This is a genomic window from Flavobacterium tistrianum (assembly GCF_003254545.1).
Taxonomy (GTDB): Bacteria; Bacteroidota; Bacteroidia; order Flavobacteriales; family Flavobacteriaceae; genus Flavobacterium; species Flavobacterium tistrianum.
The window spans coordinates 613,134-636,388 of record NZ_QJRH01000073.1; the positions used below are offsets into that span (position 1 = coordinate 613,134).

Below are 23,255 nucleotides of genomic sequence, written 5' to 3' on the forward strand. Positions count from 1 at the left end.
TTAAAAAGCTGCTTTCATTTTATCTTTTATCGCATCAAGGCATAAATTATTAATACTGCCTTCGTGCGTGTGTTTTGTCTCTTTTGGAGATTTGTACGTTCCAGCTTCCAATTGTTCGGCAACAGCTTTGTACGCATCTCTAAACGGCATTCCTGCAACCACCATTTCGTTTAAAGTATCTACTGTAAACAAATAATCATATTTTTTATCTTCTAAAATATGATCCTTTACCGTAATATCTTTTATTGAGAAAATTGCAATATCTAAACAAGCTTTTAGGTTTTGAATCGCTGGAAACAAACCTTCTTTTAAAAGCTGTAAATCTCTGTGATAGCCGCTTGGAAGATTATTAGTAATTAAAGTGATTTCGTAAGGAAGCGCCTGAATCTTATTGCATTTTCCTCTGATTAATTCGAAAACATCCGGATTTTTCTTGTGAGGCATAATACTAGAACCTGTTGTAAGATGCGCTGGAAGACCAATAAAATCAAAGTTCTGGCTCATGTACAAACAAACGTCCATTGCAAATTTTGATAACGTTCCAGCAACGCTCGTCATAGCAAACGCAACTGTTTTCTCAGCTTTTCCACGACTCATTTGTGCAGCAACAGCATTGTATTTCAAAGTTTCAAAACCTAATTCCTGTGTTGTAAATGTTCTGTTGATTGGAAATGAGCTTCCGTAACCCGCAGCAGAACCTAACGGATTCTGATCTACAATTTTTGAAGCTGCGTTCAGCATTGTAATATCATCAATCAGACTTTCAGCGTAAGCAGAAAACCACATTCCGAAAGACGATGGCATTGCGATTTGCAAATGCGTATAGCCTGGCAATAAAATGTTTTGATGTTTTTCTGCCGATTCCATCAACAAGTCAAAAAGTGTTTTAACCTGCTCTTTTATTGCTTTTAATTCGTCTTTTAAATACAAATGAACATCTACTAAAACCTGATCATTACGAGAACGCGCGGTGTGGATTTTCTTTCCAGCATCGCCTAGTTTTACAGTTAAAAGATATTCTATTTTGGAATGTACGTCTTCAAAACTGTCTTCGATTTCGAAATTTCCAACTACAATATCCGCAATAATTTCGTTTAAAGCATCAACTAAAGATGTTGTTTCTTCTGAAGTTAACAAACCAATTTGCCCAAGCATTTTAGCATGAGCGATTGAACCTAAAGCATCGTATTTTGCTAGAACCAAATCCAGTTCACGATCGTTTCCAACGGTGAATTGTTCGATTTGTTTATCTGTTGGTATTCCTTTTTCCCAAAGTTTCATAGGTTATGTTTTTTTTTCGCCACGAATTCACGAATTGTTTTTTAAAATCTTTTCGATTATTTTTTTCGAATTAATTCGAATTAATATTTCATTTTTGATAGTAAAAAATAATTCGTGAATTCGTGGCGGTTTTTCTTTTCTTATAATTTAAAGAAACCGGTTAGTATTTTGATATACAGGTCGACTCCTTCTACAATTTCATTTACAAAAATAAATTCATCTGCTGAATGCGAACGCAATGTTTCTCCTGGTCCTAATTTCAAAGACTGACAGCTTAAAACCGATTGATCTGAAAGTGTTGGTGAACCATAAGTTGTTCTTCCTAATGAAATTCCTGCCTGAACCAAACCATGCTCGATTGGAATAGACGATGAATTCAAGTGCATAGATCTTGGTGTTACTTCGGCATTTACGTTTGCTTTTACAACTTCCAAAATTTCAGCGTTAGTGTAACGATCTGTTACACGAATATCCACAACCAAATCACATTCTGAAGGCACAACATTATGTTGTTTTCCAGCATTAATCTGGGTTACAGTCATTTTTACAGGACCTAAAACGTCTGAAATTTTGTCGAACTTATAGTTTTTAAACCATTCCATTACCGGAATTGATTTGTATAAAGCATTATCATCGTTTTGATGCGCCGCATGGCTTGCTGTTCCTTTTACTTTTACATCTAAAACCAAAAGACCTTTTTCTGCAACTGCTAATTGCATTAAAGTCGGTTCACCCACAATTGCGCAATCCAATTCTGGCAAGTGTTTTAAAACGCTGTTTAAACCATTTTTCCCGCTGCTTTCTTCTTCTGCCGAAGCAACGATAACAATATTGTGCGATAAATTTTGGTTTTCGTAAAAATATACAAATGTTGCCAATAAAGACACTAGACATCCTCCGGCATCATTACTTCCTAAACCGAATAATTTACCGTCTTTTTCAATTGCCTTAAACGGATCGTTAGTGTAGGCTTGATTTGGTCTTACGGTATCGTGATGTGAGTTTAATAAAAGTGTTGGTTTGTTTTCGTCGAAATATTTGTTGAAAGCCCACACATTGTTGTTTTCTCTCTTGAATGGAATTTCATTCTGATTGAACCAATTTTCGATTAAAAGAGCCGTTTGATCTTCTTCACTTGAAAATGAAGGGGCTTCGATTAGACTTTTTAATAAACTAATTGCTTCTTGGGTAAGCGTATCTATATTTTTCATTTCTATTAGGTACTGAGATGCTAAGATTCTAAGGTTCTAAGTTTTTTCTAAACTTATGTCACTATAGTCAATCTTAACCTAAATTTAATTGGCGCAAATTTCTTAAATTAATATTTAAAAGTACTGCGCAACTCTCTTTTTTTGCCACTAATTACACGAATTTTCGCAAATTATTTTTTTGTTTTAGATTTAAAATCAAAATGAACTTTTTAATGTTTATCTAAAATTATTTTCTCTTTTAACAGCAAAAATCAAAGTCAATTCGTGGCAACATTTTTTACAATGTAATTGTTGTATGTGGAATATCTGAATTTTGAAGCATTTTGTGATGTCCAATTTTGATTTTCTGAACACCTCTTGATAAACTATTGAAACAGTTATCCAATTTTGGAATCATTCCGGAATGAATTACTTTTTCTTCTTTTAGTTTTTGATATAAAGCTTCATTTATTTCTGTTATTACAGATGAATCATCTTCTGAATCTTGTAAAACGCCTTGTTTTTCGAAACAATAAGTCAGCGTAACATCAAAAACTTCAGATAAAGCAATTGATAGTTCACTTGCGATTGTATCAGCATTGGTGTTTAACAATTGTCCGTTTTTGTCGTGTGTAATAGCACAGAAAACGGGAACAACTCCAGCTTCTAATAAAGTCGCTAATAATTTTGTGTTTACTTGTTTTACATCGCCTACAAATCCGTAATCGATTGTTGGGTGGTTTCTTTTCGTTGATTGAATTAAATTTCCGTCAGCACCAGAAAAACCAATTGCGTTATTGTCTTTTGCCTGCAATTGCGCTACAATATGTTTGTTGATTTGTCCGGCATAAATCATCACGACAACATCAAGCATTGGAGCATCTGTAATTCGGCGTCCGTCAATCATTTGCGGAACTAATCCAATACTCTGCGCCATTTTCGTAGCCGATTTTCCACCTCCGTGAACTAAAACTTTATAGCCTTCTATTTTAGCAAAATCGGTTAAGAATTGTTCTAATTCTGCTGGATTATCGATGATGTTTCCACCTATTTTGATTACGGTAACTTTTTTCATGAGGTACTAAGTTGCTAAGGTTCTAAGGGACTAAGGCTTTTGTTAGGCAAGTTCCTTAGCATCTTAGAAACTTAGAACCTTAGCACCTCAAAAAACTATATTTTTTTAAGAATCTTTTGTAAAACTAATTGCGCAGAATACGTTCTATTATTTGCTTGTTCAATTACAATTGAATTTTCTCCATCTAAAACTTCATCAGTAACAATTACATTACGACGAACCGGAAGACAGTGCATGAATTTTCCGTTGTTGGTTAAAGCCATTTTTTCAGCTGTTACTGTCCAATTTGGATCGCTGTTGGTTACTTTTCCGTAATCGTTGAAATTACTCCAATTTTTAACATAAACGAAATCGGCATTTTCGAAAGCTTTGTCTTGATCATATTCTATTTTACAATCTTGTGTGATTTCTGGACTTAGTTCGTAACCCTCTGGATGCGTGATTACAAAATCCATATCTTTTTGCATCTGCATCATTTCTACGAATGAATTAGCAACTGCCTGCGGTAATGCTTTTGGATGTGGCGCCCACGAAAGAACAACTTTTGGTTTGTTTTTGTGTCTAGGCTTGAATTCTTCCATTGTAATTGCATCTGCCAACGACTGTAATGGGTGACGAATAGCACTTTCCATATTTACGATTGGCACTGTAGCGTATTTCAAAAATCCTGAAATTACAGTTTCTTGATAATCTTTTTCTTTATCAACCAAACCTGCGAAAGCACGAATCGCAATAATATCACAGTATTGCGAAACTACTTCTGCAGCTTCTTTGATGTGTTCTGAAGCACCAGAATTCATTACCGCTCCGTCTTCAAATTCTAATGTCCATCCTTCGTTGGTAAAATTCATTACCATAACGTTCATTCCTAAGTTCATGGCCGCTTTTTGAGTACTCAAACGCGTTCTTAAACTCGGATTGAAGAATAACATTCCAAGAGTTTTATTCTTCCCTAAACTCTGATTTTTAAGCGGATTCTTTTTGATTTTGATCGCTTGTTTTACCCATTTTGATAATGAGCTGATGTCTTTTATTGAAATATAGTTCATGTTTTTTTAATTAGAAAATTTGATAATTTGATAATTAGATAATTGTGTCATTTTCTAATTATCTAATTGACTCATTAAATTATTTTAGTAAATGGAATTTCGTCTTTCAGTGCCCGCAAAATAAAATTATCATTCAGCCCGTTAACTATCCAAGTTTCTATGTTTGCTGCTTTTGCAATTCCTGCTGCTTCGATTTTGGACTGCATTCCTCCAGTTCCGTGTGATGATTTTGAATCTCCGATTTCTTTTTCGAGCGATTTTAAATCATTTACCAATTTAATCGTTTCCGGAACTTCGTTATGAATGGATTCTTTGGTATAAATTCCGTTTGTATTCGTTGCAATAATCAGAATATCAACATTTAAAAGAACCGCCGTTAAAGCCGCTAATTTGTCATTATCTCCGAATCGAATCTCATCTGTCGCCACGGTATCATTTTCATTGATAATCGGAATGTAATTGTTTTTAACCAATACATTAATGGTGTTTACAATGTTCTTTTTGGTCTGCTCCTTTTCAAAATCAGAATAAGAAAGTAAACACTGAGAAGTATTCAATCCTAAATCCTTAAAATTTTCATTGTAAATCCGCATTAAATGTGGCTGTCCGATTGAAGCTAAAGCTTGTTTTACAAAAACATCTTTATCTTGATTATCCAGTTTTACAAATTGTTTTGCCGCCGCAATTGCTCCTGAACTCACTATGATAAATTCGTATTCGTCGTTCAGAGTTGCAATCTGTATTCCAAGGTCTTCAATCTTTCCCCGCGAAATATGATTGGTTTCTTTGGTTAAAGTATTACTTCCTATTTTTAATAAAATTCTCTTTTTTGCCATTTCTTTAAAAGATACTAAGGTTCTAAGATGCTAAGATTCTAAGCTTTTTATAGAATTATCTAATTGCCTCAATTATCAAATTATCTCAATTATCTAATCTGTCCTTCTCCGTAAACGTACCATTTATTGGTTACCAAATGCTGTAAACCAATTGGACCTCTTTGATGCAATTTATCTGTACTTATCGCTAATTCTCCACCTAAACCAAATTGTCCTCCATCTGTGAATCTGGTTGAAGCATTTTGATAAACTGCTGCGGCATCTATCGATTCCATAAACTGCTGAGCAGCTTCGTTATCTCTTGTAATAATTGCTGCAGAATGTCCTCCGCAGTATTTATTAATCATATCAATGGCATGTTCCTGAGAATCAATTGTTCCGATTACGATTTTATAATCTAAGAATTCTTCGTACCAAATATCTTCGTTCTCGATGGTTTTGGTATTTTCGAAATTCTCTAACGATTTGTCGACAATTACTTCCACTTTTGATTCGACTAGAGCTTCAATCAACATTGCTGCGAAACCTTCAAAATTGGGCAGTTTAGAATCTATTAAAACTTTATCCAGAGCATTACAAGCCGAAATTTTAGATGTTTTAGCATTTAAAATTACTTTTAACGCCAAATCAGTATCTGCCTTTTCATGAACGTAAACAAAATTATTTCCTCGTCCGCTTACGATTACTGGGCAAGTCGCATGCGCTTTTACGAATTCAATTAGTTTTTCGCCTCCTCGCGGAACTATTAAATCGACTTTTTGAGTTGGTTTTTCTAAAAATGCCTGAGTTTCTGTTCTGTTATAGTTCAGATATTCTACCCAGTCTTTTGAAACTCCATTTTCTTCTAAAGCTTTATGCCAAAGACTTACGATTTTCAAGTTTGATTTTAAAGACTCTTTTCCTCCTTTTAATAAAATCTTATTTCCAGATTTAAAAGCAATTCCGCCCGCTTCGATTGTAACATCTGGACGAGATTCATAAATAATTAAAATCGTTCCGAAAGCAGCTGTTTTATTCACTACTTTAATTCCATTATCATGAGTAAAATGAAAACGCTCAATACCGATGGGATCTTCCTGTGAAGCTAACTGATTAAGCGATAAAATCATTTCATCTACTTTTTTATCATCTACTTTCAGGCGTTCTTCCATCGCTAAATCTGAACCGTCGTAATCAGTAAGATCTTCTTGATTGGTCAAGATTATCTCATTCCGCTCCTGTTCGACCAGCTTTGCCATAGTCCGCAAAACAGCGTTGCGTGTTTCAATTGATAATGGTTTCATTTTTTTAGTTTAATTGGTTAATCGTCAATTCGTTTAATCGATTAACCAGTTAAACGATTAAACGAATTAACAGTGTAAGTCAAACTTAGTTTTTAAGTTCTTCCAAACTTTCTTTCAACGCTTTTACAAACGTGTCGATATCTGCTTTTTTCACAGTTAAAGGAGGTAAAATTCTCAATAGATTTTTATTGTTTGCGCTTCCTGTAAAAATGTGCTTTTCGATAATTAATTTCTTTCTTAAAGCTGCTACATCAAAATCAAACTCCACTCCAAGCATCAAGCCTTTTCCTTTTACTTGTTTGATTCCGTCAACTTCTTTGATTTTCTCTAAGAAATATTCGTAAACTTCATTTACATTCTTTTGTAAATCAAGCTTTTCAATTACATCTAAAACTGCAATTCCTGCTGCACAAGACAAGTGGCTTCCGCCGAAAGTAGTTCCTAATAATCCGAAACTTGCTTCAAATTTTGGAGAAATTAAAATCGCTCCAACAGGGAAACCGTTCCCCATTCCTTTTGCAACTGAAATAATATCAGCGTTGATTCCGTGATGTTGGAAAGCAAAGAATTTACCGCTTCTTCCATATCCTGACTGTACTTCGTCTAAGATTAAAACTACATCGTATTTTTTACATGCTTTTTCTAAAGCCTGAAAAAACTCTGTAGTTCCTTGGTCTAAACCTCCAACTCCTTGAATTCCTTCGATAATTACAGCTGTAACATCTCCTTTAGCTAATTCATTTTCAACCAATTCGATTTGGTTTAGTGGTAAAAACGTTACTTCTTGCTGTGCATTTATTGGAGCAACAATTTTTTTATTGTCTGTAACCGCAACTGCTGCAGAAGTTCTTCCATGGAAAGAGTTCTGAAAAGCCACTACTCTTGATTTTCCGTTATGGAAAGAAGCTAATTTTAAAGCATTTTCGTTGGCTTCAGCTCCAGAACTGCATAAAAATAATTCGTAATCTTCAAGACCTGAAAGTTTTCCTAATTTCTGAGCCAATTCAACCTGCAAAGGATTCTGAATGGCATTAGAATAAAATCCTAAATTATCTATCTGATTTTTAAGTTTAGCTACATAATCTGGCTGTGTGTGTCCGATAGAAATCACACCATGTCCGCTGTATAAATCTAAATATTCTACTCCTTTGTCGTCAATGATTGTACAATCTACTGCTTTTACTGGAGTTATGTCGTATAATGGGTAAACGTTGAATAAGTTCATTTTTTCTTTTTAGTTGTTGGTTGATTGTTGTTGGTTGATGGTCTTATCTGATGTTTCCATCAACTATAAACCAACAACTATCAACTATTATTAAAATCCGCTTGGTTTCAAATGTAAACCTGTGGTTTCTTCTAATCCGAACATTAAATTCATGTTTTGAATTGCTTGTCCCGAAGCACCTTTGGTTAAGTTATCGATAATTGATGTTATGAGAACCCGGTTTCCTTTTTTCAATAAACTAATAATACATTTATTCGTCTGAACCACTTGTTTCATGTTGATGTTTGTTGTGGTAACGGTTACGAAAGGCTCATTTTTATAGAACTCTTCGTATTTTGCTACTAATTGTTCCAAACTATCATCGCAAACTGTATATAAAGTTGCAAAAATTCCTCTTGGAAAATCTCCTCTGTTCGGAATAAAAAGCAATTCGCTGTCAAAATCATCTTGCAACTGAACCAAACTTTCTGAAATTTCACCTAAATGTTGGTGTTCAAAAGCTTTATAATGCGAAAAATTATTGTTTCTCCAGCTAAAATGAGAAGTCTCTGAAAGACTTACGCCTGCTCCTGTGCTTCCTGTTGTTGCATTAATATGAACGTCATTATTCAGCAAATTGTGCTCTGCCAATGGCAATAAAGCCAATTGAATAGCGGTTGCAAAACAACCTGGATTTGCGATATAATTTGCTTTTTTAATTTCCGCTTTATTGATTTCCGGCAATCCGTAAATGAAATCTTTTCCTTCAAAATGAGCATCTTTATTCAATCTGAAATCGTTTCCTAAATCAATAATTTTGGTATGACTTGCAAACTGATTTTCTTTCAAAAATGAAATTGATTTCCCGTGACCTAAACACAAGAAAACAACATTCACATTTGGATTGATTTCGGCTGTGAAATTCATTTCAATATCGCCCATCAAATCATGGTGTGCTACAGAAAGCGGCTTTCCAGCATTTGTTGTACTGTAAACAAAATCGATGTTTACTTTTGGATGATACATTAAAATTCTGATGAGTTCTCCGGCCGTGTAACCCGAACCACCAATAATTCCGACATTAATCATGATCTAATTTATTTACAGATGAGAATATGTTTTGTGCATTTCCAAGAATTTTGATAAATCCTTTTGCATCTTCTGATGTCCAAGCATTGTTCATTTCACCGTACTGACCGAAACCTGTATTCATCAAATCGTTTTCAGATTCGATTCCGTCCAATGAGAAATGATATGGTTTTAATGAAACTGTAACCGTTCCGTTTACTGTTTTTTGAGTGTCTTGCAAGAAAGTTTCAATGTTTCTCATAACTGGATCCAAGAATTGTCCTTCGTGGAATAACATTCCGTACCAGTTTCCTAACTGCTCTTTCCAGTATTGCTGCCATTTTCCAAGAGTGTGTTTCTCTAATAAATGGTGTGCTTTGATGATAATCAATGGAGCAGCTGCTTCAAAACCAACTCTTCCTTTAATTCCAATAATTGTATCTCCAACGTGAATATCTCTACCAATTGCGTAAGCGCTTGCCAATTTTTCAAGAGCTACAATATTATTTGAAGGTTTGTCAGTTTTTCCGTTTAAACCAACTAATTCTCCTTGTTCAAAATGAAGTGTAACTTTTTCTTCTCCTTCTTTTTGTAATTGTGACGGATAAGCTTCGCTTGGCAATGGCTGGCTTGAAGTCAAAGTTTCTTTTCCTCCAACGCTTGTTCCCCAAAGCCCTTTATTGATAGAATATTGTGCTTTTTCCCAAGAATAGTGAACTCCGTTTTGAGCCAAATAATCTACTTCTTCTTGTCTTGATAATTTTAAATCTCTAATTGGTGTAATGATTTCGATTTCTGGAGCGATTGTCTGGAAAATCAAATCAAAACGAATTTGATCATTTCCTGCACCAGTACTTCCGTGAGCGATTGCAGTTGCTCCTACTTTTTTTGCATATTTTATAGCTTCAATTGCCTGAAAAACACGCTCTGCACTTACTGATAATGGATAAGTATTATTTTTTAATACGTTTCCGAAAATCAGATATTTTATAGCTTTATCGTAATATTTATCTAAAATCGTTAAGTTGGCGTGTTGTGCACTTCCTAACTCATAAGCTCTTTTTTCAATAGCTGTTAATTCTTCAGCAGAAAATCCTCCTGTGTCTACAAGAACAGTGTGAACTTCGTATCCTTTTTCATTTTTTAAATATTTCAAACAATACGAGGTATCTAATCCTCCGCTATAAGCTAATACTACTTTTTTCATTTTTTATAATTTAGGCTAATACTTTCGTATGTAGCAGTTTGAGATTTTTTCTAATTCATTTGACTTAAACAAACAATGACAAGATTTTATTTAAGAATAAAGCCTGTTTTATTTTTCTAAGTCTGTTCAAAACAGCCTCATTAAAAGGATGTCTTGGCGGTGTTTTTTGTTTTTCTTGTGGGTCGTATAACATTCCTGTGCAAAGGCACATTTTATTCTCTTTGCTTTGCAGAATATGATAGTTTGTGCACGTTTTACAGCCTGCCCAGAAACTTGGATCAGTTGTCAATTCTGAAAAAGGAACTGGTTTATATCCTAATTCAGAGTTAATTTTCATTACGGCCAAACCAGTTGTAATTCCAAATATTTTAGCGTCTGGAAATCTTTTCAAAGAATATTCAAAAACTTTTGATTTTATCTTTTTCGCCAAACCATGACTTCTATAATCTGGATGTACAATTAACCCAGAATGCGCAACAAACTTTCCGTGCTGCCAGCTTTCTATGTAACAAAAACCTGCAAACTTTCCGTCAGCCAAAGCAATCATTGCATCACCGTTTGCCATTTTTTTCTGAATGTACTCAGGAGTTCTTTTAGCAATCCCCGTGCCTCTTAACAAGGCAGAAGATTCTATCGTATCGCAGATTTCTTGCGCGTATTTGAAGTGTTCTTCCTGGGTAACAACAATAGAGATCTTCATTTCAATTATTGAAGTTAGAGTTAAAAATTAAAGCATATTGATTCGTTTGAAATCCAGAATTGAATCCAATAAAATTAAGCAAAATAGAAGTAACATCCTCAAAATCAAAACATTGATTAAGAAAATTTACAAAATAATAAATACTTTTAGGATATGTTTGTCCAATGGACAAATTATGTGATTTCAAAATGAAAAAAGGGTATGAATAAATATACGGCTATAAAACTCAGTGAACACTATAGAGATAGTGTCCGTACTTCGGGAGAAGTAATCGGTGAGTTTGTCCGTGACAAAGAAGTTATATGTAAACTTATTTTATTCATCGGTGCAAAAGTACATTATTTTTTAATTCACAAAACAAAAAAATAAAATTCTAACATTTTTTTTACGTTTTGTTATCTTTATAAGTTACTAAGACTCTAAGATACTCAGGTTCTGAGGCTCTACTTTCTAATTTGATCCAAGCATAATCCTAAACTTGAAACCCGAAACTTGAAACAAATAAAAACCCGATAACTATTTCTAGCTATCGGGTTTTGAATATTTTATTTTTGAATTATTACTTTTTAGTAAATGGTATTACTTGTCCATTTCCTGTAAGTGTCATATCGAAACCTGTTTTTGCTTCATTAAATTTGAATTTTAATCCAGCTCTTTTCGATTCAAATGTATCCTTTTCACCTGCTACCGGAGAAAGGGTAAATTGTGGATAATTTGGAAGTTCTGCATGTAAAGTACTATTTTTCTCCGTTAATTCAATTGTTAAAGGAGATTTAGTAGTAACATAACTTCCTAGATATCCATCCAGAATAATATCTTTTTCAATTTTTCCATTTCCCGCTTTCCAGACATTATTAGATGTATTATTATCTGGAAAAGCATTATCTGGATCTAAAGTAATGCTTTCAATTTCTTCTGTAGAATTGTGTTTGAAAGACCATGAATTATTTCTTTGCCAGATTTCTACTGGCAAATTAACCCTAGTTACTTTTCCGCTTTTTGTTTTCACATCTAAAACAATTGGCATTGGCATTTTATCAAAATTTTCAACTGTGATTATAACACCTTTTGCTGGGTCATTTTTTACATATTTAATTGAATTAATTCCTTGATCGAATCTCCAATTGTTTACGTACCAGCTTCTCCAGAACCAGCTTAGATCTTCACCAGCAACATTTTCCATAGATCTAAAGAAATCATCTGGTTGCGGGTGTTTGTATGCCCAACGCTGAATATAAGTTCTAAAAGCATTATCAAAACGCTCTTTACCTAAAATTTGTTCTCTTAAAATTACTAAACCTGCACTTGGCTTAAAGTAGCACAACATACCAATATTAGCTTCCTTCATGTTGTCAGGAGAACTCATAATCGTTTCTAAATCAGGTCTAGTAAACGGTTCTGCCATTTCATGCAAATTTGTTGGTTCTTCTTTATATTCACCATTGTTAAATGCAGCAGTACTTAATGAATTGATGAATGTATTGAATCCTTCATCCATCCAAGCAAATAATCTTTCGTTTGACCCCACAATCATTGGGAACCAAATATGACCAAATTCGTGATCTGTTACACCCCAAAGATCTTGTCCTTTAGACTTCCATCCGCAGAAAACAATTCCAGGATATTCCATACCTCCTTCATTTCCTGCTACGTTTGTAGCTACCGGATAAGGATATTCAAACCACTGTTTTGAATAATGCTCAATTGAAGCTTTTACATATTCTGTAGAACGCCCATAAGCACCTTGTCCTGCACTTTCAACAGGATAAGCAGATAATGCTAATGATTTTTTACCGCTTGGAAGATTAATTTTTGCTCCATCTAAGATAAAAGCTGGAGATGATGCCCAAGAGAAATCACGTGCATTTTTGATTCTATAATGCCATGTTTTTTCTGCTCCTGCATTTGCATTTGAAGCTGAATTTACTTCTTGCTCAGAACGAATTGTTACCGTTTTATCACTGTTTGCTGCATCTTTATATTTTTTGAAATGATCTGCAGAAAGCACTTCCTGACCATTTAATAATTCACCAGAAGCTACAACAAAGTGATTTCCCGGAACAGTTAATTTTACATCAAAATCTCCATACTCTAAGTAAAACTCAGACGCACCTAAATATGGAGCTGTATTCCATCCTCTTACATCATCGTACACACACATACGCGGGTACCATTGTGCAATTGTAAAGATTTTTCCGTTTTTAGTTTCTAAAACCCCCATTCTATCTGATCCTTCGAAAGGAGCAATGAAAGAGAATTCAATTTTAACCTTTACAGAACCTCCTTTTGCGGCCAATTCCTGAGGAAGGAAAATCTGCATTCTGGTATCTGTAACTATATACTTAGCATCAACTTCAGTTTTGTTTTTTCCGCCAGAAATTACTTTAACCGATTTAATTTTATTCCCGCCATCAAAAACTTGTCCTTGAGCTCCGTTACGGCTTCCTGTTAAAGGCACTACAGCATTTCCTCTAGAATCTTCTTTAAATAAGTTCTGATCTAAATTCAGCCAAAGAAATCCTAATTTATTAGGACTATTATTAGTATAAGTAATTTCATCTGTCCCTACAATCTCGTTTGTAGTTGCATTTAATTTTGCCGTTATCTGATAATCGGCTCTATTCTGCCAATACTCTACTCCTGGCTCACCGCTCGCAGTACGAGTTGATGTAGCATTTTTGGTGTAAAAATGAGGTCCAAAGGCATCATGATAATTGTAATTGTTTACTGGATTTGCTGTTGGTGCTGAAGGAGTTTGCTGCGCCCAAACTGAAGAAATCCCAAAAAATAAAGCCGCGGTTAAAATGGCTTTTGCAGATTGCTTTTTCATATTTTTTAGCTGTTTATGTAGCAAATTAATGAAAAAAAAAGCTATTTACGGAGATATTTCAAAACATAAATTCAATTTTAGCAAAATTTTACCAATAAAATAATTTAAGCTATTTTCTTAAAAAACTAAATTTTATAAAATATATTTACATCTATTAAAAGAACACTCATTTTTAGATTCAATATTGTGACTACAACTATCTCAAATTCTATATTAAAAGCTTCGATTAAACATGCTGGAGCTGAATTATTTTCTATAAAAGACAATCAAAACAATGAATATATCTGGGAAGGCAATCCAGATTTTTGGGGTAAGCATTCTCCTGTTCTTTTTCCAATTGTAGGAACTTTAAAAAACAATACTTACACAATCAATGAAAAAGGATATCATCTGCCGCGTCATGGATTTGCCCGTGACATGGACTTTGAATTGATTGAAAAAACTGAAAGCAAAGCCGTGTTCTCTCTTAAATCTTCTAAAGAAACATTACAGAAATATCCTTTTGATTTTGAATTACAACTTATTTATACGCTTAACGAAAGCTCATTGGAACTTGAATACAAAGTAATTAATAACGGAAAAGAAAAAATGCCTTTTTCAATTGGAGCACATCCTGCAATTGCACTTCCAGACAATTTTGAAGATTATGCTTTTCAATTCGAAAAAAAAGAAATTTTAAAGTATTATCTTCTTGAAAATGATTTGATTTCTTCTAAGACCAAAGTTTTAGAAACGAAAAATAATTTAGTCCCTTTAAATTATGAACTCTTTAAAAATGATGCTTTAATTTTTAAAACATTAGAGTCAAAATCTTTAACTATTCTAAACAATTCAAAGCCTTATGTAAAAGTAAGCTATAATGATTTTCCAAGTTTAGGAATCTGGACAAAAGAAAATGCGCCATTTATCTGTATTGAACCTTGGCTTGGCTATTCTGATACCGATGAAAATTCAGGAGACTTATATAAAAAAGAAGGAATTTTGATTTTGGATGAAAACAAAAATTTCAGTGCAAAATTTAGTATTACTATATTATAAGAGACAAAATGTTAGATTTCAATTTTACTCCATTTCCAATAATCGAAACAGAACGCTTAATTTTAGACAGGCTAACAGATAAAGATGTACAGGAAGTCTTTGACTTGCGTTCTAATCCTGAAAATATGAAATATATTCCGAGACCTCTGGCAAAAAACCACGAGGATGCTTTGGAGCTCATTAGAATGATTGATGAAAAGATTGACACTAATGAAGGAATAAACTGGAGCGTCCGATTTAAAAATGATTCTAAACTAATTGGAATTATTGGGTATTACAGAATGCAACCGGAGAATTATCGAGCTGAAATTGGTTATATTCTCTCACCTGACCATCATGGAAAAGGAATTGTTACAGAAGCTGTTAACCAACTGATTAAATACGGTTTTGAAGATTTAAAACTGCATTCAATTGAAGCTGTAATTGATCCAGAAAATTATGCCTCTGAAAAAGTATTACAAAAATGCGGTTTTGTTAAAGAAGCCCATTTAAGAGAAGTAGAATTCTGGGATGGAAAATTTATAGACAAGGTAATTTACTCATTACTAGAAAAGTAATATTTTCTTCTTGTTAAAATAATCTTATAAACAATAGCTACTCAGCATTATCTGTTATATTTGCGATCAAAATCAGCAAAAAATCGCTGTTTTGATTTCCAAAAAATACTTATGAAAAAAATACCCGCCTTAATTGTTCTTCTATTTTGTGTGCAAATGCAAAGTCAGACATTTGTGAAATTTAATGGAGCAACAGCTTTATTAGCCATTCCCAACATTGGTATTGAAACCAGCATTGGAGAAAAAACAACTTTTAGTGCAGACGTTATGGCTTCGTTTTGGGAGTCTTTTAACGGACATCATCCAATGAAGTTTGTAACTGTTACTCCTGAAATTCGTTACCATTTTAAAGAAAAATACAATGGTTTTTATGCTGGAGCACATATTGGCGCTGATAAGTACGAAATACAAAAATGGAATTATTGGGATAGTAACAATTACGAAGATGGCTTTGGCTATAGAATTGGAGCTACAGTTGGTTACAACCTAAAACTAAGTGATAAATTTTTACTTGACTTCTTTGTAGGAGGCGGTTGGCACCAAGGTTTTTATCACGGATATTATAACGATGGGACTCCAGGAAGATATGACAAAGCAGTTCACTATAATAAAAGTGGCGAATGGCTTCCGTACCGTGGCGGAGTTATGATTTCCTATAAATTATAAATCAGCTTAATTTAGGAAGCGTTTTAATGTAAAGCTCTTCTACTTTCTTACGAGCCCAATCTGTTTTTCTTAAGAAAGTAAGACTTGATTTGACACTTGGGTTTGAGTTAAAGCATTTTATTGGAATTAATTCCCCTAAAGTATCAAAACCATAATAGTCGACCAGTGTTTCGACAATTTTTTGAAGTGTAATTCCGTGTAAAGGATCTTTAGATTGATTTTGCATTTTTTACTTTTTAAATACTATCAAAAAGACCGTACTTCAAAAAAGTACGGTCTTCTTTTTTCGCAAAATTACTAAATAGAATTTTACATTAATCAAATAAAGAATAAATTAGAATATGAATTTAAATCCGACAGAAACAGGAGAAGTCAAATTAGGATTACTTCCTGCCAAAGCGGTATTGTAAAATGGGTCAACATTAGCAACATGTGCCAATCCAAAATTGGTTACAGTTGTTTTTTCTCCATCTTGAGCTTTTAATGTTGTTGAAGTAAAATTAGCCAAATCATAAGAAAACTCTACAGAAAAGTTTTTCGTCACAAAATAATCTAACCCTCCAGATACTGATAATCCAACTTGATTAACTTTCAACTCACTTTCTTTCTCTTTTCCAGTAATAACGGGGATTGCTGCTTGTCCAAAGAAATATAATGAACCCGCTACGTTCCAATATTTTCTAATTAAAGGCTGAACAACAATTAAATCTGTCTTAGCTGCTGTTCCCGCATCTGTCTGGGCTTTGATATTAATATATCCAATACCTGCCCCAACAGCAACAGATGGAGTAACAAACGTACCTACAACTGGGATTACAGACAAATTTGTGTTTTTATTGCCATCATTTTTAGTCTGCTGATAGCCAAACTGAGAAGTTGCAAACCAAGCACCTTTTAATCCATGAGACGAATCTTGAGCCTTAGCAGTTAAACCGATTAATACCATACTCACTAATGTTACAATCTTTTTCATTTTATTTCGTTTTTTTTTAATTACAGGACAAACTTATGAGTAAGCTTTTTGCTCAAGACTGATTAAAATCATAGATTTAAAAAAAACTTTAATTATCTTTAAATGCCACAATTTTTCAATTTTGTCTTACATTTGCAGCTATGATAAAATCAGTCAATATACTTAACAAGAGAGCCCGATTCGATTACGAAATAATCGATACTTATACTGCTGGAATTGTTTTGGCAGGAACAGAAATTAAATCTATCCGTTTAGGAAAAGCAAATATTACCGAAAGCTTCTGTGAATTTAGTGGCATGGAACTTTTCGCCATTAATACTTATATTGAAGAATATTCTTTTGGAAATCAATTCAATCATAAATCAAGAAGTGAAAGAAAATTACTTTTAAATAAAAAGGAATTAAAAACACTTCATAAAAGTGTTCAGGCAAAAGGTTTAACCATTATACCTTTAAAACTGTTCACAAATGAAAAAGGTTTAGCCAAACTTCAAATCGGATTGTGCAAAGGGAAAAAGAATTATGACAAGCGTGAATCCCTAAAAGAACAAGATACGAAACGTGATTTAGATCGTATTAAAAAAGCTTACAATTAAAACCAAATTTAATTCACTCTAAATGATGTATTTATAATATTTTATTGTTATTTTTATTACAAAATAATGTAACTGTAAAATATGAAAAAGTACTTCGTTTTGTTTTTCGCTATTGCGGCGTTTTCAAGTTGTGGCAGTAATACTTCTATTGTAAATAGCTGGAGAGATCCTGATGTAACAATCACTCAGGAACAATTTAAGAAAGTTTTGGTTGTGGCTTTGGTCAAAGATGAAGCTTCGAGACGAATTACTGAAAATAGAATTGCAGCAGGAAATCCTATATTTAAAACTTCGTATCAATATTTAAATGCAACCACACAATTAACGCAAGAACAAAAACTAAAGATTCTACAGGACGAAAATTTTGACGGCGTAATCAGTATGCGTTTAGTGAGCAAGGAAAAAGAAGTTAATTATGTTCCTGGCACTTACACCGGAATGTATTACGGAGGTTTTGACGGAATGTATACAGGTATGTATGGATATGGTTTCGGAAACTGGTACGGAATGTACTCTCCAAACTTCTACGATCCAGGCTACTATCAGGAAACCACTTCTTATATGGTAGAAACCAATGTCTTTTCATTAAAACAAAATAAATTAATATGGACAGGAACTACAGAGTCACAATACGTTACAGATTTAGGACAAACAGTTGATGCAATTATGCAAGCTGTAGTCAAAGAAATGCGAAAAGACGGCTCTTTACCTCCAAAATAGCAATATAGAAAAGCGATATTTAAATATCGCTTTTCTTTTGACTTAAAAAATGACTAAATTTGTCAAGACTAAAATTTTCATTAAATGAAATCTTTACTAAAAAATGCTAGAGAACAGAAAGGTTTAAAAACACGTGAATTGGCACAACTTGCTGGAATTGACCAAGCTTTGATAAGTAAATTTGAATCGGGGACAAGAAAACCTACAAAGGATCAAATAATTAAACTTTCTCAACTTTTAGAAATTGATTATGAAACCTTAATGATTGCCTGGCTTAAAGAAAAGATACTTTACGAAATTGGTGATGATGATCTTGCCTTGAAAGCATTAAAAGTTGCTGAAGACGAAATTAAATACAATAAAACAGTTTCGAATCTTAAGTTATCTACTTCGTTAGAGAAAATTCTAAAAGAGATTGATGCTTTAAAAGAAAAGTTAGATTCCTATCGCCAGTACGACAGCTTTAAGATCAAACAAGCATTGGAATTAGAATATACCTTTGAAAGCAATAGAATTGAAGGAAATACCATGACACTTCGTGAAACTGATATGGTTATCAATGAAGGCTTGACAATTTCTGGAAAAAGTATGCGAGAACATCTTGAAGCCATTAATCATCAGGAAGCTATTGGTTTTATAAAAGAGTTAATGAGCAAAAACAATTCTTTAAACGAACGTGATCTTTTAGCAATTCATAATTTAATTCTTCGTGGAATAATTCCAGAGGATGCCGGACGTTACAGAAAAGTTCAGGTTATGATTCAAGGAAACAGTCACATGCCTCCACAGCCTTTAATGGTTCCGCAGGAAATGGAAGAATATTTTACTTGGTACGAAATCAACAAAAATAAATTACACCCCATTATTCTTGCTGCTGAAATGCATGAACGATTAGTTACAATTCATCCATTTATTGATGGAAACGGAAGAACTTCAAGATTAATTATGAATTTAATACTGATGCAAAAAGGTTATCCAATAGCCAATATTAAAGGTGATTACGAAACTCGAATGCAATATTACCAATCTTTAGAAATTGCTCAAACCAAAAAAGACAAAGAAGACTTTTTTCTCTTTATAGCCCAAAAAGAGAAAGAAAGCTTAGAAAGGTATATTTCAATTCTTACCCAATAAAAAAGCCCGCTTTAAAACGGGCTTTTCTTTTAATTTTTATCTTCTAATAGAGGAACAAATCTAAATTCTCCAAACTCATGTTTTTCAAATTGAGTTTCGTTTTTCCTGATTAATAAAGTCATAATCTGAACATCTTCTCCCAGTGGAATAACCAATCTTCCTCCTATTTTTAATTGAGCCATTAATGGTTGCGGAATAAACGGTGCACCTGCCGTAACTATAATACTGTCAAAGGGTGCGAAATTTGGCAATCCTTTATATCCGTCGCCAAAAGTAACGTGTTTTGGGCGAATGTTTAATTTCGGAAATAAATTCGATGTCGTTTTAAACAATTCACTTTGTCTTTCAACCGTATACACTTTTGCTCCAAGCATAAACAAAACAGCAGTCTGGTAACCAGAACCTGTTCCAATTTCAAGAATTTTATGATCTCTTTTTACTTCTAATAACTGTGACTGAAAAGCAACCGTGTAAGGCTGCGAAATAGTCTGCCCAGCTCCAATAGGAAAAGCCTTATCTTGATAAGCATAATCTTCAAAACTTGAATTTAAAAAAAGGTGTCTCGGGATTTTTTTTATCGCATCCAGCACCGCTTTATCAGTAATTCCTTTTTGTTCTAAAGTGGCTACTAATTGATTACGAAGTCCTTGATGTTTGGCAGTGTCTTTCAAAATGGGTAGGTTTTATTTTCGCAAAAATAAGAAACAAAACAGGATTTCAAATATTGATTTTTAATTAAAATAAGTTAAGGGGGATTGGTTAAGGGTTAGAAGTTAGAAGTTAGAAGTTAGAAGCTAGAAGTTGAAAGTCATAACTCATAAGTCACAACTCATAACTCATAACTCATAACTCATAACTCATAACTCATAACTAACAATTACCTAAATTCATTTTCACGGTAAACAAATAAATTATATTTTTGTTTAAAATACATTCTCATGTTAAAAGTAGGAGTTTTAGGTGCTGGTCATCTTGGTAAAATACATTTACGCTTATTACAACAATCTGACAAATACGAATTAGTTGGATTTTACGACGAAAATCAAGAAAATGCCGAAAAAATCTCAAAAGAATTTGGCTATAAAAATTTCAGCACAATTGCCAAACTCATTCACGCTGTAGACGTGATTGATATTGTAACTCCAACCCTTTCACACTACAAATGTGCAAAAGTTGCAATCAAATCAGGAAAACATATCTTTATTGAAAAACCAATTGCAAATACTGTAGAAGAAGCTGAAGAAATTATCGCTTTAGCTAATGAATACAATGTAAAAGGGCAAGTTGGCCACGTAGAGCGTTTTAATCCCGCTTTTATTGCTACAAAAAACATGATCGAAAATCCGATGTTTATAGAAACGCATCGTTTGGCAGAGTTCAATCCGCGTGGTACAGACGTTCCTGTGGTTTTAGATTTAATGATCCATGATATTGATGCAATTTTAAGCGTTGTTAATTCAAAAGTAAAAGACATTCACGCAAGCGGTGTATCTGTAATTAGCGACACGCCAGATATTGCCAATGCCAGAATTGAATTTGAAAATGGCTGTGTTGCCAATTTAACGGCAAGCAGAATTTCGTTGAAAAACATGCGTAAATCACGTTTCTTTCAAAAAGACGCTTATATCTCAGTTGACTTTTTAGAGAAAAAATGCGAAGTGGTTCGTATGAAAGATGCGCCAGAAGTTCCTGGAGATTTTGATATGATCCTTCAAAATGCAGAAGGCGTGAAAAAACAAATTTATTTCACAAATCCAGATGTAGAGCAAAACAATGCAATTTTAGATGAGTTAAATTCGTTTGCAGATGCAATTAACAATAATACAACCCCAGTTGTAACACTTGAGCAGGCAACAGACGCATTACGTGTGGCTTATCAGATTATTGATTGTTTCAATAAATAGTAAAAAAAGTAAATCAAAATAAATAGCCACGAATTCACGAATTATTTGGTGAATTCGTGGCTAAATCATAAAAAAATATCTAGCATAAAATGAAAACAATAGCTGTAATTGGAGCAGGAACAATGGGTAACGGAATTGCTCATACTTTTGCGCAAAGCGGATTTACCGTAAAATTAATCGACGTTTCTGAAAAATCATTAGATAAAGGAATGGCAACAATTGCTGCCAACTTAGACCGTATGTTGTCTAAAGGAACGATAACTCAAGAAGATGTTACTAAAACAATTACCAATATTATTACGTATACAGATTTAAAAGACGGAGTTGTTGGAGTTGATTTAGTAGTTGAAGCCGCAACTGAAAACGTTGAATTAAAGCTGAACATCTTCAAACAATTAAACGAATATTGTTCTCACAATACTATTCTGGCAACAAACACTTCTTCAATCTCAATTACACAAATTGGAGCTGTTGTAGCACATCCTGAACGTGTTATTGGAATGCACTTTATGAATCCAGTGCCGATTATGAAATTAGTTGAAATCATCCGCGGATACAATACAAGCGATGAAGTAACTAAAATTATCATGACTTTGTCAGAAAAATTAGGTAAAGTTCCTGTTGAAGTAAACGATTATCCAGGTTTCGTAGCAAACAGAATTTTAATGCCAATGCTAAATGAAGCAATCGAAACGTTATACAATGGTGTTGCTGGAGTTTACGAAATCGATACGGTAATGAAATTAGGAATGGGTCACCCAATGGGACCATTGCAATTAGCTGATTTTATTGGCCTTGACGTTTGTCTTGCCATTCTAAACGTAATGTATGACGGATTCAAAAATCCTAAATATGCTCCTTGCCCACTTTTAGTAAATATGGTGAGAGCTGGTAAACTTGGAGTAAAATCTGGAGAAGGTTTTTATGATTACAGCGAAAGCAAAAAAGCAGAGAAAATCTCGAAGCAGTTTTTATAAAAAGAAATACCATGTCGATTCAATCGAACTTAAATACAATTAAAGCAAGTTTAGCTGAAAACGTAACTCTTGTTGCCGTTTCAAAAACAAAGCCTGTCTCAGATTTGATGCAGGCTTACGAAGCAGGTCAACGCATTTTTGGAGAAAACAAAATTCAGGAAATGACTGAAAAATGGGAACAAATGCCAAAAGACATTCAATGGCATATGATTGGTCATGTTCAGTCGAATAAAGTCAAATTTATGGCGCCGTATGTCACTTTGATTCACGGCGTTGACAGTTTGAAATTATTACAAGAAATCAATAAACAAGCTTCAAAAAATAACAGAATAATAGATTGTCTTCTTCAAATTTATATTGCTGAAGAAGAATCTAAATTTGGTTTAGACGAAAATGAACTAAATGAACTTTTAACTTCTTCAGAATTTAAAGAATTAAAAAATATTCGTATCTTAGGTTTAATGGGAATGGCAACTTTCACCGAAGACCAAAACCAGATTAAAAAAGAATTTACCCATTTAAAAAACATTTTTGATTCGATAAAAAATCTGCAAACAGAAAACTGCAATCTGAACACGATATCAATGGGAATGTCTGGAGATTATCAATTAGCAATAGAATGCGGAAGCACAATGGTTCGCATTGGAAGCAGCATTTTTGGAAGTCGTTGATTTTTCAATATCAATTACAATTGCAAAAATCAATATCAATTTTAAAAATGGGAAAAATTTAAATGGAAAAAATATTCAATTTTGAAGATCGATTAGTGCGATTTGCTGGAGAATGTATTTTTTTCACTCGACAATTAGAAAGGTTATTTGAAAATGAATATTATAAAAATCAATTAATCGATCATCAGGAAGTTCCTCTCTAAATTTTGGAGAAGCACAAGGGACAATAACTGATAAAGATTTTGTTTTTAAAGTTTAATTAGTCGTGAAGGAGTTAAAAGAATCAAGAAACTCAT

At 33.5% G+C, this 23,255-nt stretch carries 24 protein-coding genes; 10 read left to right on the forward strand and 14 right to left on the reverse strand.

Translation table 11 applies throughout. The annotated features are described in order from the left end of the window. The 10 genes from argH to DMB71_RS21685 all read right to left on the reverse strand — a co-directional run bounded on the left by argH (position 1) and on the right by DMB71_RS21685 (position 10,893). Complete coding sequence (gene argH, locus DMB71_RS21640) at positions 1-1,281, reverse strand: argininosuccinate lyase (protein ID WP_111369685.1); 1,281 nt, start codon at positions 1,279-1,281, stop codon at positions 1-3. Between the two features lie 140 nt (positions 1,282-1,421). Then, on the reverse strand, positions 1,422-2,492 hold the full coding sequence (locus DMB71_RS21645) for a M20 family metallo-hydrolase (RefSeq protein WP_111369686.1): 1,071 nt from the start codon (positions 2,490-2,492) through the stop codon (positions 1,422-1,424). 277 nt (positions 2,493-2,769) lie between these two features. Further along, positions 2,770-3,546: an acetylglutamate kinase gene (argB, locus tag DMB71_RS21650; RefSeq protein WP_111369687.1), complete on the reverse strand. Its 777-nt coding sequence runs from the start codon at positions 3,544-3,546 to the stop codon at positions 2,770-2,772. 95 nt (positions 3,547-3,641) lie between these two features. Next, the gene (locus tag DMB71_RS21655; protein ID WP_111369688.1) at positions 3,642-4,595 is read right to left on the reverse strand and encodes an N-acetylornithine carbamoyltransferase; all 954 of its coding nucleotides are present in this window, start codon (positions 4,593-4,595) and stop codon (positions 3,642-3,644) included. Between the two features lie 74 nt (positions 4,596-4,669). After that, entirely contained in the window at positions 4,670-5,431 is a 762-nt protein-coding gene (gene proB / locus DMB71_RS21660; RefSeq protein ID WP_111369689.1) for a glutamate 5-kinase, read from the reverse strand. 89 nt (positions 5,432-5,520) lie between these two features. Next, complete coding sequence (locus tag DMB71_RS21665; RefSeq protein ID WP_111369690.1) at positions 5,521-6,714, reverse strand: glutamate-5-semialdehyde dehydrogenase; 1,194 nt, start codon at positions 6,712-6,714, stop codon at positions 5,521-5,523. A gap of 85 nt (positions 6,715-6,799) precedes the next feature. Further along, positions 6,800-7,939: an aspartate aminotransferase family protein gene (locus DMB71_RS21670; RefSeq protein WP_111369691.1), complete on the reverse strand. Its 1,140-nt coding sequence runs from the start codon at positions 7,937-7,939 to the stop codon at positions 6,800-6,802. A 90-nt stretch (positions 7,940-8,029) separates the two neighbouring features. Beyond that, positions 8,030-9,007, reverse strand: coding sequence for an N-acetyl-gamma-glutamyl-phosphate reductase (gene argC / locus DMB71_RS21675; protein WP_111369692.1), 978 nt, complete (start codon positions 9,005-9,007; stop codon positions 8,030-8,032). Continuing rightward, entirely contained in the window at positions 9,000-10,193 is a 1,194-nt protein-coding gene (locus tag DMB71_RS21680) for an argininosuccinate synthase (RefSeq protein ID WP_111369693.1), read from the reverse strand. Before DMB71_RS21680 ends, argC begins: the two co-directional genes overlap by 8 nt. A gap of 64 nt (positions 10,194-10,257) precedes the next feature. Continuing rightward, entirely contained in the window at positions 10,258-10,893 is a 636-nt protein-coding gene (locus DMB71_RS21685; protein ID WP_111369694.1) for a GNAT family N-acetyltransferase, read from the reverse strand. A gap of 201 nt (positions 10,894-11,094) precedes the next feature. Between DMB71_RS21685 and DMB71_RS22035 the strand changes: the two genes are divergently transcribed. After that, positions 11,095-11,262 carry a hypothetical protein gene (locus DMB71_RS22035; RefSeq protein WP_162614864.1) on the forward strand — a complete coding sequence of 56 codons (168 nt, stop codon included), beginning with the start codon at positions 11,095-11,097 and terminating at the stop codon, positions 11,260-11,262. A 190-nt stretch (positions 11,263-11,452) separates the two neighbouring features. On the opposite strand, the gene DMB71_RS21690 is transcribed toward DMB71_RS22035, so the two are convergent. Beyond that, positions 11,453-13,723, reverse strand: a complete 2,271-nt coding sequence (locus tag DMB71_RS21690; protein ID WP_111369695.1) for a M1 family metallopeptidase — start codon at positions 13,721-13,723, stop codon at positions 11,453-11,455. A 186-nt stretch (positions 13,724-13,909) separates the two neighbouring features. Between DMB71_RS21690 and DMB71_RS21695 the strand changes: the two genes are divergently transcribed. The 3 genes from DMB71_RS21695 to DMB71_RS21705 all read left to right on the forward strand — a co-directional run bounded on the left by DMB71_RS21695 (position 13,910) and on the right by DMB71_RS21705 (position 15,984). After that, complete coding sequence (locus tag DMB71_RS21695; RefSeq protein WP_111369696.1) at positions 13,910-14,761, forward strand: aldose 1-epimerase family protein; 852 nt, start codon at positions 13,910-13,912, stop codon at positions 14,759-14,761. A gap of 8 nt (positions 14,762-14,769) precedes the next feature. Continuing rightward, positions 14,770-15,318 carry a GNAT family N-acetyltransferase gene (locus DMB71_RS21700; protein ID WP_111369697.1) on the forward strand — a complete coding sequence of 183 codons (549 nt, stop codon included), beginning with the start codon at positions 14,770-14,772 and terminating at the stop codon, positions 15,316-15,318. A gap of 111 nt (positions 15,319-15,429) precedes the next feature. Then, positions 15,430-15,984, forward strand: coding sequence for a DUF3575 domain-containing protein (locus tag DMB71_RS21705; RefSeq protein ID WP_111369698.1), 555 nt, complete (start codon positions 15,430-15,432; stop codon positions 15,982-15,984). A gap of 1 nt (position 15,985) precedes the next feature. Here the strand turns inward: DMB71_RS21705 and DMB71_RS21710 are convergent, their stop codons facing one another. Both DMB71_RS21710 and DMB71_RS21715 read right to left on the reverse strand, forming a co-directional pair. Next, on the reverse strand, positions 15,986-16,210 hold the full coding sequence (locus tag DMB71_RS21710) for a VF530 family protein (protein WP_111369699.1): 225 nt from the start codon (positions 16,208-16,210) through the stop codon (positions 15,986-15,988). A 108-nt stretch (positions 16,211-16,318) separates the two neighbouring features. Next, on the reverse strand, positions 16,319-16,957 hold the full coding sequence (locus DMB71_RS21715; RefSeq protein ID WP_111369700.1) for an outer membrane beta-barrel protein: 639 nt from the start codon (positions 16,955-16,957) through the stop codon (positions 16,319-16,321). Between the two features lie 140 nt (positions 16,958-17,097). Here DMB71_RS21715 and smpB point away from each other — a divergent pair, with 140 nt between their 5' ends. The 3 genes from smpB (at position 17,098) to DMB71_RS21730 (ending at position 19,407) form a co-directional block, all read left to right on the forward strand. After that, positions 17,098-17,553 carry an SsrA-binding protein SmpB gene (gene smpB, locus DMB71_RS21720; protein ID WP_095927676.1) on the forward strand — a complete coding sequence of 152 codons (456 nt, stop codon included), beginning with the start codon at positions 17,098-17,100 and terminating at the stop codon, positions 17,551-17,553. Between the two features lie 81 nt (positions 17,554-17,634). After that, a complete protein-coding gene (locus DMB71_RS21725) occupies positions 17,635-18,273 on the forward strand; it encodes a hypothetical protein (RefSeq protein WP_111369701.1) in 639 nt (212 codons plus the stop codon). Between the two features lie 84 nt (positions 18,274-18,357). Further along, on the forward strand, positions 18,358-19,407 hold the full coding sequence (locus tag DMB71_RS21730) for a Fic family protein (RefSeq protein WP_111369702.1): 1,050 nt from the start codon (positions 18,358-18,360) through the stop codon (positions 19,405-19,407). A gap of 29 nt (positions 19,408-19,436) precedes the next feature. Here DMB71_RS21730 and DMB71_RS21735 read toward each other — a convergent pair whose 3' ends face one another. After that, positions 19,437-20,078: a protein-L-isoaspartate(D-aspartate) O-methyltransferase gene (locus DMB71_RS21735; protein ID WP_111369703.1), complete on the reverse strand. Its 642-nt coding sequence runs from the start codon at positions 20,076-20,078 to the stop codon at positions 19,437-19,439. A 267-nt stretch (positions 20,079-20,345) separates the two neighbouring features. On the opposite strand from DMB71_RS21735, the gene DMB71_RS21740 reads away from it, so the two are divergent. From DMB71_RS21740 to DMB71_RS21750, 3 genes are all read left to right on the forward strand, one after another. Then, entirely contained in the window at positions 20,346-21,311 is a 966-nt protein-coding gene (locus tag DMB71_RS21740) for a Gfo/Idh/MocA family protein (RefSeq protein ID WP_111369704.1), read from the forward strand. Positions 21,312-21,400: 89 nt separating this feature from the next. Further along, positions 21,401-22,288 (forward strand): 3-hydroxyacyl-CoA dehydrogenase family protein, encoded by an 888-nt coding sequence (locus DMB71_RS21745; RefSeq protein ID WP_111369705.1) that lies wholly within the window; start codon positions 21,401-21,403, stop codon positions 22,286-22,288. 11 nt (positions 22,289-22,299) lie between these two features. Beyond that, entirely contained in the window at positions 22,300-22,959 is a 660-nt protein-coding gene (locus DMB71_RS21750) for a YggS family pyridoxal phosphate-dependent enzyme (RefSeq protein WP_111369706.1), read from the forward strand. Positions 22,960-23,255 lie beyond the last annotated feature (296 nt).